Source organism: Fusibacter sp. (assembly GCF_057447755.1).
Window position 1 is genome coordinate 1 of the sequence record NZ_JBVBZF010000099.1, and the last position, 11533, is coordinate 11533.

The window sequence follows — 11533 nt, forward strand, 5'->3', positions numbered from 1 at the left end:
ACTTGATTCGCGTAAATTAAATTTTTGTTTTTGATTTGATTTGCTTTTACGAGTGCCTCTACAGTGGTACTGTTTTGCTTTGCAATCTTCCAAAGAACATCGCCTTCTTTGACGACATATTCACTTGCAAAAGTCGCTGTCATGGAACCTAATACAAGTAGAGATATTATTATCGCCACCATTATTTTTCTCATAATTTTACGCCTATAGATTTAATATTTTGGGATATCTATATGCATGCATAGCGTTTTAACTTGGTTTAAGTTTAGCATCATGATGGCGTATAGAGAATGTAAAAATGAATTGAATTCTTATCAAAATGAAACCGCTTGAGATGGAATGACTGTTTGATTTTAAAAGGAACAAGTCTAAAATAATCAAATTGTTTTTTTTCATGTTTTAAAGGTATATATAAATAAGAAGTAAAACTAGAAATGCATGGTTTTAAATACATATTATTGAAATAAGGTGCGGACCCTAAAATAAGGAAGGAAATATGAAAACAGAACTCTTGGATTTAGAGGGCATGAAAGTGTTGGTCGTTGAGGATGATCCGACAAGTCTTTACATGCTCAATATTATATTTAGAAAGATGAATGCTAAAATGCATCAAGCAACAGATGGTATCAAGGCTTTAAAATTGCTCGAAAAGCATGCTTTCGATTTGATTATGATGGATGTGAATATGCCAATTATGGATGGAATGACAGCCTCTCGCCTCATTAGACAAGCCAATATTCTGAATCGAAATAAAGAGCCAATTGGCATCATTGCCATGACTGCGTATGCCATGTCAGGTGATAAGGAAAAATGCATACAAGCAGGTATGAATGATTATGTGAGTAAACCTATTGAGTTTGATGAACTGATTGGTATTTTGTCAAAATATAAGCATAATGTTTTATATCAGCCATGTTCATATGCCTCTGCCCTATTGGATTTAAAGTCATCTTTTGGACTGGATGATGAATCCTGTGCAGTAATTTTAGAAACCTATACGAATCAATCTTTGGAAATAATAGCAAGTATAAGAGAAATACTAGGTCAAGGAGACCTAGTGGCTATTTCGAGTTTGCTCCACCGTCTTAAGGGCTCCTCTGGTAATGCCCGTGTCTTCAAAGTCATGGATAAAGCCATTGAGGGTGAAGCTGCGATTTTAAAGGGCGATATGGAAAAAACTATAAATCTTTTGCAAGAAATCGAAGCTATAATCAAAACGTTGAAATGCACACAGGCAAATACTTTAGAAGGAGATTCACTTAAGGAGTAGCATATGAAAAAATGGGGGATCATCATTTGTATTTTCATCATATTTTGTCTAGGAGGCATTGGCTTTTCTGAGTCACAGCCACCAGAGGATGGCGATGAAGCAAATAATGAAACAGGACGTGAAACCATATATAAAACAGCAACTGAGTTCGATTACCCACCATTTTCAGTAACCGATGGTGGTGTGCCGGATGGTTTTTCAGTGGAACTCTTGCAAGCGGTTGCTCATGTGATGGATATAGAAATTGAGTTTAAGATCGATGATTGGAACACCATCAAGAACGCTTTAAAAGATGGTGAGCTGGACATGCTGCCGCTTGTTGGACAAACAGAAGAAAGAGAGGCCTACTTTGACTTCTCGGTTCCTTATATTGTCTTGCATGGCAATATATTTGTCAGAAAGGACAACCAGACCATAAACTCAGAAGCAGATCTAAAAGATAAAGCCATAATTGTCATGAATGGTGACAATGCGATGGAATATGCTATCCGACAAAATTTCACTGAAAATCTTATTGTTGTCAAAACCTATAAGGAAGCATTTCAACTGCTAAGTGACGGTAAATACGATGCTGTACTGGCCCAGAGTATGGTTGGAGAAATCCTAATTAATGATATGAACCTCACAAATATCAAAGCGGTATCACGTATTAGTGATGATGGTAAGACTAGGACCAAACTCAATCTTGATGGCTTTGAACAAAAGTTTTGCTTTGCTGTTAGAGAAGGTGATAAAGAATTACTTGGTATGTTAAATGAGGGACTGGCAATCGTATCTGAGAATGGAACTTATCAGGAACTCTACATGAAGTGGTTTCCTTTTTTAATAGATCGTAGAAAGTCTTTTCAGGAGATTGTAACTTATGTGGTGATTATTTTGGTTCCTTTAATCATTGCAGTCTTAGTAACTGCCATTTTAATTGTCAACAAAGAAGTTAAACGTAAAACCATGGAACTATATCAGACAAACATCGCTTTAAAGGTAGAAAAGGAAAGGGCAGAAGAAGCAAATCATGCCAAGAGTCGATTTTTAGCTAACATGTCTCATGAGATCAGGAATCCCTTAAATGGCTTGATGGGGATGATTCAGCTGCTTCAACTGACCAATGTAGATGAAGAACAAGAAGAATATTTGAGAATTTCCAAAACCTCATTAGAGCATCTTTCTGTGATTATAAACGATATACTGGACTATTCCAAAATCGAAGCGGGTAAAATTAGCTTTGACCATAGCGAATTCAATATACGGACCCTGCTGAATGATCTTGTCAAGTTACATCAGATATCCGTGATGGAAAAACCAGTGCGTATTGAACTCAATATTTCTGAGCAAGTACCTGATGAATTGATCGGGGATAGTTTTAGAATTAAACAAATTCTCTCAAATTTAATTGGAAATGCGGCAAAGTTCACCCATAAGGGGAAAATTGAAATCAATGTAATGCTTAATGGGCCTATGACAAAAACACAGGTTGAGCTTATGATTTCAGTAGAAGATACTGGTATCGGTATTCCAAAAGACAAGTTGAACTCCCTTTTTGAGAGTTTCAATCAATTGGATGCTTCAATCGTTAAAAAATATGGTGGTACGGGTTTGGGGCTTACCATTTCAAAAGGCCTTATTGAAAAAATGGGAGGAAGGATTGGCGTAGAAAGTGTAGTAGATAAAGGCACTCGATTCTTTTTTACATTGTTGCTCGATAGAAAGAAGGTTTAAGATGAAAGGTTATTGTCTTATAAATTCCCCATTGCTTAGAAGGCATCTTCACACCTATTTTGAAACTGCCAATATCGACCACGTCTTTATTGATGTGGAAGATATCTTTGAAATTAACTTCAGAAAGCGTTTGCCCGATTTTATTGTTTTAGAAAAAGACGCGAATATTGTGGAAGCTGAAAAGCTTAATAGGCTCATGAAATCACTTTTCTCAAATCCTATAGATGTGATTCTATTAAGTATTTCATGCAAGGAAATGTTTTCCATGATTGAAGAGGGCTATTATGAAATTGATATTTCTAAAGGTGAAAGACTTTCCCAGGGCTTTGAAATGTATTTGGCAATTAAAACACTTCACGTCCAGGAGAAAATAACCTTGGAAAATACCATTCGGTCACTTAGACGCGTTCTCTTTGTAGATGATAGTCATCTCCAGCAAAAGCAAGTTGAGTTGATCTTCCAGAATACTGGCTATCATGTTGCGTTTGCTTCAAATGGTATCGAGGCCCTTAAAGCTATTGAGCATGAGATGCCGAGTCTTGTCATTACAGATTTACAAATGCCAATGATGGATGGCTATACCCTCTGTCAAACAATTCGTGAAAAATATCGTGAGCTGACAATCCCCATTATTGTAACGACCTCTTCACTGGAGGAAAGCACTTTAGAAAAAACATATCAAATGGGGGCAGATGATTTCATCGCAAAACCCTTGACTGAAGATAAATTGATTAATAAGGTCAATCAGTATTTTAATCAAAGGAAGCGATATGAAAAAATACTTATTGTCGAGGATAGTCTCCTCGTTCAGAGTGTCTTAAAACTAGGGATAGCCCGCAGAGGTTATACTGTTTATATGGCTGATAATGGTGAGAGGGGGCTAGATATTGCGCTTCGTGAAAAGCCAGATGTGATTTTAACGGACATCAATATGCCAGTGATGGACGGCTATGAGATGATCAGACGCATTCGAAAATTTCCTGAAATCGAAAAGACACCTTGCATCATCATGAGCTCTTCTGACGGCAAATACAATCAGAAGCTGGCGCAATCACTGGGAGTAGAAAAATACTTCGTCAAGCCCTTTCAAATTGAACAAGTCATCAATCAAATTGACAGTTTCATAGTTGATAAATACCGTGAGTTTATGATTGAGAACAAATATATGCTCTCCACTATCAACGCCCTGATAAAAGCACTTGAAGAAAGAGATGCAGGCACCAAGGGCCATACTGAGCGTGTAACAATATTCTCTGGCGAGATTGCGAAAAAATTAGAGCTTCCAAAAGAATTGAGAGAGAGAATTGTATTGGCGGCCAAGCTACATGATATCGGCAAGATCGGTATTAAGGATAATATATTGCTTAAAAATGGCGATTTAACCGATGCTGAATTTCAGATTATTAAGGATCATTGCAAAATGGGATGGGGGATACTGGCACCAATAAAATCTCTTAGTGATATCCTTCCGATGATTTACCACCATCACGAGCGCATGGACGGTAATGGCTATCCTGATCAACTCAGCGGTGATGACATTCCGCTTGGCGCAAGAATTATTGCTGTAGCAGATACCTTTGATGCCATTATCAGTGATAGACCCTATAGAAAGGGGCGATCTGTTAAAGTGGCTAGTGAAATTATCAAAGATAATATCAACAAGCAGTTTTGTCCACTTGCAGCCAATGCTCTCTTGGCAGTACTTAGGGATCGTGGTGAAATAGAATGATTATAGAAGGTGCGCCTCACATGTTTGCAGTGTGTAATTACACACAAATCGAATAAAAATACACACAAGCTTAAAAATGACACACAATTTCACACGCTAATAAGTCTTAAAAACATTAGTGTGTAAATCTGAATTGTGTGTTATTTTATTTAAAGTTAAAAAAGAAAGCAGAAGTTTCAAGGGGCGTGACTAAACATCTGAAAAAAATTTTACTTAAGTTTAACTTTGGCATGGAATATGCATTATAGTAGTGTGCAAAGGAGGTGTTAGTGTGAAAGAATTTTCAGTAAGGGTTAACAGTGCAACAGGTTTACATGCAAGACCGGCAAGTATATTTGTGAGTGAAGCATCCAAATTTCAAAGTGATATAAAATTAAATAAAGGTGATCTTTCCGTAAATGGTAAAAGTATCATGGGCGTTCTGGGACTTGGTGTCTTAACAGGCGATACGGTAAATGTCGTTGCCGATGGTATAGATGAGACAGAGGCTATTATGGCATTACAAGCTCTATTTGAGTCGGGACTTTAAGGGCCATGGAATACTTTATTGGTATAGATGGTGGTGGCACGACGACTGTTGGACGAATTAGACTAGGGCAAAATATTCTTGGTGAATACACAGTAGGTGCAACAAATTATCATACAGCACCCTTGGCATCTGTTAAAGAGCGATTAAAAGATCTCATTGAAAACTTATGTGCCAAAGCAGGTGTTCACCTAAACCAAATCAATGGCATCTGTTTCGGAGGTGCAGGTATTGATACTGAAGCTGATCTCAACTTTGTAGGTCAACTCTTTAGATCAATAGGCTACGAAAATAAGTTGATCGTTGTCAATGACTCAGTGATTGCTTTGGTAGGTGCTAATAGCGGCTACAGGGGTGCAATCTTGATTAGTGGCACAGGATCCATCGCACTTGCGATAACGCCCTCAAAAAATCAGGTTAGAGTAGGTGGCTGGGGCCACCTTATCGGTGATGAAGGCAGTGGTTATAGCATCGCAAGAGATGCCTTTACGGCCATTGCCAAAGCTATTGACAGAAGAGGCCCAGAGACAAAACTCTTTAGCAAATTCAAGGAAATTCACGCCTTTAAGACTGGTGATGATCTGATTGCCTATGTTTATTTAGAAAATAGGGGTAAAGAGGAAATCGCTAAATTTGCTCAGGGCGTTATTGAATTATATGAAGTAGATCAAGTTGCTAAAGCAATCATAGATAAGGCCGTTGAGGAGATGGTTGAAACCATAAAGGCAATCAATCTTCATATGGAAAATGAACCGTTTGAACTTTCCGTCGCAGGGAGTGTTTTAACGAAGAGCCCATTAGTTTATAAGGGATTAGAAACCGCATTGAAAACAGAACTGGCTCATATAGAGCTACACATGCCAGTTGACGATCCTATTTCAGGCGCACTTATATTAGCAGAAGCGGAAAAGGGAAACATCAACTGAATATTGGGAGGGTTATCATGAAAAAAATAATGTTAGTTTGTTCTGCTGGAATGTCTACGAGTTTATTAGTGACAAAAATGCAGAAGGCAGCACAGGAAAAAAACATAGAAGTTGAAATCTTTGCCTGCTCAGAATCAGAGGCAAAAGCCAAGTATCATGAAGTGGATGTTTTGCTTTTAGGACCTCAGGTGAGATTCCTCTTAAGTAAGATCCAGAAGGCAGTTGAAGGCAAGGATATTCCAGTAGCCGTTATAGACAGCATCGATTACGGTACCATGAATGGCGCTGTTGTACTTGAAAAGGCATTGAAATTGTAATTCGCTTTAGATGGTCTTAAAGTGGAAGTGCAATTTTATGACATCTTTAGGGGGGTCGCAGCCTTGCTTAAGATGATAAAGTCAATTTATTTTATGTTTCATTATTAAATCGAGGGGGTTATTTTTCATGAAAAGCATTATGAATTTTTTAGAGAAGTATTTTGTACCGCTAGCAGGTAGAATTGGTTCTCAAAGACATCTCGTTGCAATCAGAGATGGTTTCGTGGCATTAATGCCAATCTTAATCGCAGGTTCATTCGCAGTATTGATTAACAATTTACCAGTGGATGCTTACCAAAATATGATGACGAATATTTTCGGAGATGGTTGGAAGGCCTTTGGTGGCAATATTTGGTGGGGTGCATTTGCCGTAATCTCATTATTCTTAGTTTTTAGTATCGCATATAGTTTATCCAAGTCCTATGGTAAGGACGGACTAGCAGCCGGCATGATTTCACTTGCATCATTCTTCATTTTAGTCCCACAAGTATCACCAAATGGTAATTGGGGTGATATTCACTGGTCTTTTACAAATTCAGGTGCAATGTTCGTCGCAATCTTAGTGGCAATGCTTGCAACGGAGTTATTTGTCAAACTTTCAAACAATAAGCGATTAGTCATCACAATGCCTGAAGGTGTACCACCGGCAGTTTCAAGATCATTTGAATCCTTGATGCCTGGTTTGATTGTATTGGCAGTATTTTCAATCTTATCCATCTTTATCGCGAAAATACCTGATGGTAACTTGTTTGTCTTCATTAACAGAGTTGTGGCAGCACCTCTTAGAAGTGTAGCTGACTCATTGGGTTCTGCAGTTTTAATTGTCTTTATGAATCAGATTTTATGGTTCTTCGGTCTTCACGGTTCAAATATCATTGGCGGTATCATTGAGCCTGTATTGTTGCCTTTAATTGAGGCCAATATGGCAGCTGTAAATGCTGGTGCTGAACCAACCTATATTGTAACAAAGGTAATGCTTGATACTTTCGTTTACATGGGAGGATCTGGCGCTACAATTGGTCTTATTATCGCAACATTAATTGGCGGTAAAAGGGCTGAGCATAGAGAAGTGACCAAGCTTGGTGTCGCACCAGGACTCTTTAACATCAACGAACCGGTCATGTTTGGTTTCCCAGTGGTATTAAATCCATTTATGTTCATTCCGTTTATCTTAGGCCCAATTCTCATGGTTATATTCACTTACTTTACGATGAAAATAGGTTTTTGCCCTAAGACTGTGGCCATTGTACCTTGGACATTCCCACCAATCTTAGGTGCTATAACAGCAACTGCATCACTCAGAGGCGGAATCGTCGCTTTGATTAACTTATTGATTTCAATCGTAATTTACTTCCCATTTATCATCGCTCTTGAAAAGGATAAAAATCAGGCGGAAGAAGAAGCAAAAGAGCAAGCAAAAGCAGCATAATAAAATGACAAAAGCGTGAACTGAATTTTTAAATCAAGAGGGTAGTGCTAGAGACTATTCTCTTGATTCCTAAATTGTACGTATTAAGGAGAATAACTGTGAACATAGAGATGATTATTATTAACTTGATCACAAATAGTGGTGAGGCCAGAAGTGCATCAATGGAAGCCATACACCATGCAAAAAAAGGTGACTTTGAAGCTGCTAAATTGGCGATAGAATCAGCAAATGATAGATTGGGACTGGCACACAAGAGCCAAACCGAGTTGATTCAATCTGAAGCGAGAGGCGAGTCTGTACAGACATCCCTTTTACTCGTTCATGCACAGGATCACTTGATGAATGCCATTACAGTGAAGGACCTGGCAACGGAAATGATTGAAATGTACGAGATGATGTTTCAAAATAATGGAGCTCAAAAATGAAACCGTTAAAAATTACCGTAATAGGTGGCGGAAGCAGTTATACACCAGAACTCATTGAGGGAATTTTAAAGCGTTATGAAGCACTACCGGTGAAGAAATTATACCTTTATGACATCGCAGAAGGTCAAGAAAAGTTGACAATCATACAAGCGCTTGCAAAGCGGATGATTGAGAAATCAAATCAAGAAATTGAAGTGGTAGCAACACTCAATCGGATTGAGGCCATTAAAGATGCTGATTTCATATTGACTCAAATAAGGGTAGGTGGCCTGATGGCACGTGCAAAAGACGAACATATTCCCTTGACATACAAGGCGATTGGACAAGAGACGACCGGGGCAGGTGGCTTTGCAAAAGCCTTAAGAACTATTCCGGTGATTTTGGACATTTGCAGGGAAATTGAAGTGTTTGCCAAGGATGCATGGCTTATAAATTTTACAAACCCAGCCGGTATGATTACTGAAGCGGTTAAACGCTACACCAAGGTTAAGGTAATTGGACTTTGTAATGTACCGATTGGTATGAAAAATAATATTGCCAGCCTACTGAAGGTCCCTAAAACACAAGTTAAAATTGACTTTGTCGGCTTAAACCATCTGGTTTGGGGGACCAAGGTCTATCAAAATGACCAAGAAGTGACGTCAAAAGTTATAGACTTACTCTGTGACAACGATTTAGGCAATATGAAGAACATTCCCGATTTGAAATGGGATGCAGAGTTCTTAAGAGCGCTCAATATGGTGCCATGCCCATATCATCGTTATTTTTACATGAAGGCTGAAATGCTGGAAGAGGAATTGTCTCATATAGGCGATACTAGGGCCAATCAAGTTATGGCAATCGAAAAGGAACTCTTTGAAACCTATAAGGATGTAAATTTGTGTGAAAAACCTGAGGCCCTTGAAAAGAGGGGTGGCGCATATTATTCAGATGCGGCAATAGCCCTTATTAGTGCCATATATAATGATTTGGGCCAAATCCATACTGTGAATACTTTGAATCAGGGTGCTGTAACGAATTTACCGGATGATGTCGTCATTGAAATCAATTGCATTGTGGACCGAAAGGGTGCACATCCAATTCCCTTTGGCGTTTTACCTGACTCAATAAACGGCTGGGTGCAGATGGTGAAAGCCTATGAAATTATGACCATTAAGGCAGCCGTTACCGGAGACTATCAGATGGCGCTCAATGCCTTGTATACTCATCCACTGATCGATTCTGCCGAGCAAGCTAGATTAATTTTGAACGCCTTACTCGATGCCCACAAGGGATATCTAGATTATTTTAATGAGGCAAGTTTCAATCATTAACTTCGAATGGAGATTGACATGAGAAAATTAGGAATATCGATTTACCCAGAAAATGCAAATGTAGATGCCATAAAGACCTACATCACAAAAGCTGCTAAGTATGGCTTTAGTAGAATTTTTACCTGCCTGATTTCACTTGATGAGACCTTGATTGCCCAGTTCAAGGAAATAACGCATCATGCCACAGCGCTTGGCATGGAAGTAATCGCAGATGTGGATCCAAACGTCTTTAAGCACTTTAACATAGATTATAGAGATTTGTCTTTTTTTAAGACACTTCATTTATCTGGCATTCGACTAGATTTGGGCTTTTCCGGTTACGAAGAAGCTGAGATGACCTATAACCCGCACGGCCTGAAAATTGAGCTCAATATGAGCGCAGGCACCAAGTACGTGGATAATATCCTAACATATATCCCCAACAAGGAGCAATTAATTGGATGCCATAATTTTTACCCTCACAAATATTCTGGTATTTCAAGAGCACATTTTATGAAGTGCTCAGAGCAGTTCAAGACCTTGGGCCTTAGAACCGCGGCCTTTGTATCCTCAAGTAGTGCAGAGTTTGGTCCTTGGCCTGTAAGCGAGGGGCTTTGCACACTTGAGGAACATAGGGAACTGTCGATTGTCACACAAGCTAAGGATCTCTTCAATACCAATTTGATAGATGATGTCATCATAGCCAACATGTTTGCTTCTGATGATGAACTTAAAGCCCTTGGCAATTTGGACCCCTACTGTCTAAGTCTTCAGGTTTCCTTTGTGCCAAATGTGCCAGACCTTGAAAGGACAATTGTGCTGGAGGAACCGCATTTTAACCGTGGTGATGTTTCGGACTATATGATTAGGTCCACGCAGTCCAGGGTCAAATACAAGGGCTGTGGATTTGCACCCTTTAACACACCGAGCATCCAAAAGGGGGATATCCTCATTGAAAGTGACCTATACACCAGATATGCTGGTGAACTACAGCTTGCATTAAGGGCCATGGAAAACAGCGGCAGAACCAATGTGGTCGCAAAAGTGATTCCAGATGAGGTATACCTTTTAGACCAGATAAGACCATGGCAAAAATTTAAATTCAACCAAAGTGAAGATTAGGGGTTTATCGAAAGAGACCGACCTTTTTATGAGGATATTCATCAATTTGAATCTTACCTTTTAAAAAGGTTTCTTTTCGTTATTGAAAGGGGTAGTATTAAATTAATAGAAGTTAATGAAAGAGGTGAAGATTATGAAAGCCATTATCAATGGTAGGCTAATTTTGGAAAGTCAAGTGATTGAAAAGGGCTTTATCTTATTCGAAGATAAGATCATAGCATTAGGGACTATGTCGGAATATGACCAAATAATATCACAAAAACAAATTAATCGTGGTGAAATTGAGACAATTGAGGCTGATGGAAAGCTTGTTAGCCCTGGTTTTATCGACATACACGTACACGGTGCTGGCGGCTGTGACACCATGGATGGAACACCAGAGGCGCTTGAAACGCTGTCAAATACCATTTTTAAAAGCGGTGTAACACGATATTTAGCGACGACGATGACCATGCCTAAACCAGCCATTAAAAATGCCCTCAGGACAATTAGGGACCGGATGACACAACAAGAGGGTTTGAGAACAGCGAGACTGGTAGGTGTTCACCTTGAAGGCCCTTTTATCAACCTTGAAAAGAAGGGAGCTCAAAATGGTGCCTACGTGATCGAACCAAGCTATGAACTCGTTCAAGATGATTTAGACATTATTAAAATCATCACCATTGCCCCTGAAAACGATGCAGATTTCAAATTTATTGAGAAGATGAAAGCCCATCCGTCGGTGAAACTCAGCATAGGACATACCAACAGTAATTTTGAAACTGCTATGACGGCATATGAA

Annotated in this window: 11 protein-coding genes and 1 pseudogene; 11 read left to right on the plus strand and 1 reads right to left on the minus strand. The window is 39.0% G+C overall.

Going from position 1 to position 11533, the window contains the following annotated elements; translation table 11 throughout:
• A partial coding sequence (locus AC220I_RS12070) for a LysM peptidoglycan-binding domain-containing protein (protein WP_486724090.1) occupies positions 1–194 on the minus strand: 194 nt, incomplete at its 3' end.
• Between the two features lie 302 nt (positions 195–496).
• Between AC220I_RS12070 and AC220I_RS12075 the strand changes: the two genes are divergently transcribed.
• From AC220I_RS12075 to AC220I_RS12125, 11 genes and pseudogenes are all read left to right on the plus strand, one after another.
• Positions 497–1270: a response regulator gene (locus tag AC220I_RS12075; RefSeq protein ID WP_486724091.1), complete on the plus strand. Its 774-nt coding sequence runs from the start codon at positions 497–499 to the stop codon at positions 1268–1270.
• A 3-nt stretch (positions 1271–1273) separates the two neighbouring features.
• Entirely contained in the window at positions 1274–2986 is a 1713-nt protein-coding gene (locus tag AC220I_RS12080; protein ID WP_486724092.1) for a transporter substrate-binding domain-containing protein, read from the plus strand.
• 1 nt (position 2987) lies between these two features.
• A complete protein-coding gene (locus AC220I_RS12085) occupies positions 2988–4715 on the plus strand; it encodes a response regulator (protein ID WP_486724093.1) in 1728 nt (575 codons plus the stop codon).
• 271 nt (positions 4716–4986) lie between these two features.
• A complete protein-coding gene (locus tag AC220I_RS12090; protein ID WP_486724094.1) occupies positions 4987–5244 on the plus strand; it encodes an HPr family phosphocarrier protein in 258 nt (85 codons plus the stop codon).
• A gap of 5 nt (positions 5245–5249) precedes the next feature.
• Positions 5250–6167: an N-acetylglucosamine kinase gene (locus tag AC220I_RS12095; RefSeq protein ID WP_486724095.1), complete on the plus strand. Its 918-nt coding sequence runs from the start codon at positions 5250–5252 to the stop codon at positions 6165–6167.
• Positions 6168–6184: 17 nt separating this feature from the next.
• A complete protein-coding gene (locus tag AC220I_RS12100; protein ID WP_486724096.1) occupies positions 6185–6484 on the plus strand; it encodes a PTS sugar transporter subunit IIB in 300 nt (99 codons plus the stop codon).
• A 127-nt stretch (positions 6485–6611) separates the two neighbouring features.
• Positions 6612–7913 carry a PTS sugar transporter subunit IIC gene (locus tag AC220I_RS12105; protein ID WP_486724097.1) on the plus strand — a complete coding sequence of 434 codons (1302 nt, stop codon included), beginning with the start codon at positions 6612–6614 and terminating at the stop codon, positions 7911–7913.
• A 104-nt stretch (positions 7914–8017) separates the two neighbouring features.
• Positions 8018–8338 (plus strand): PTS sugar transporter subunit IIA, encoded by a 321-nt coding sequence (locus AC220I_RS12110; RefSeq protein ID WP_486724100.1) that lies wholly within the window; start codon positions 8018–8020, stop codon positions 8336–8338.
• The gene (locus tag AC220I_RS12115) at positions 8335–9651 is read left to right on the plus strand and encodes a 6-phospho-beta-glucosidase (RefSeq protein WP_486724098.1); all 1317 of its coding nucleotides are present in this window, start codon (positions 8335–8337) and stop codon (positions 9649–9651) included. The genes AC220I_RS12110 and AC220I_RS12115 overlap by 4 nt, the downstream gene beginning before the upstream one ends.
• A gap of 18 nt (positions 9652–9669) precedes the next feature.
• Entirely contained in the window at positions 9670–10752 is a 1083-nt protein-coding gene (locus tag AC220I_RS12120; RefSeq protein ID WP_486724099.1) for a DUF871 domain-containing protein, read from the plus strand.
• 115 nt (positions 10753–10867) lie between these two features.
• Positions 10868–11533: pseudogene (locus AC220I_RS12125) on the plus strand (N-acetylglucosamine-6-phosphate deacetylase); the annotation flags it as partial.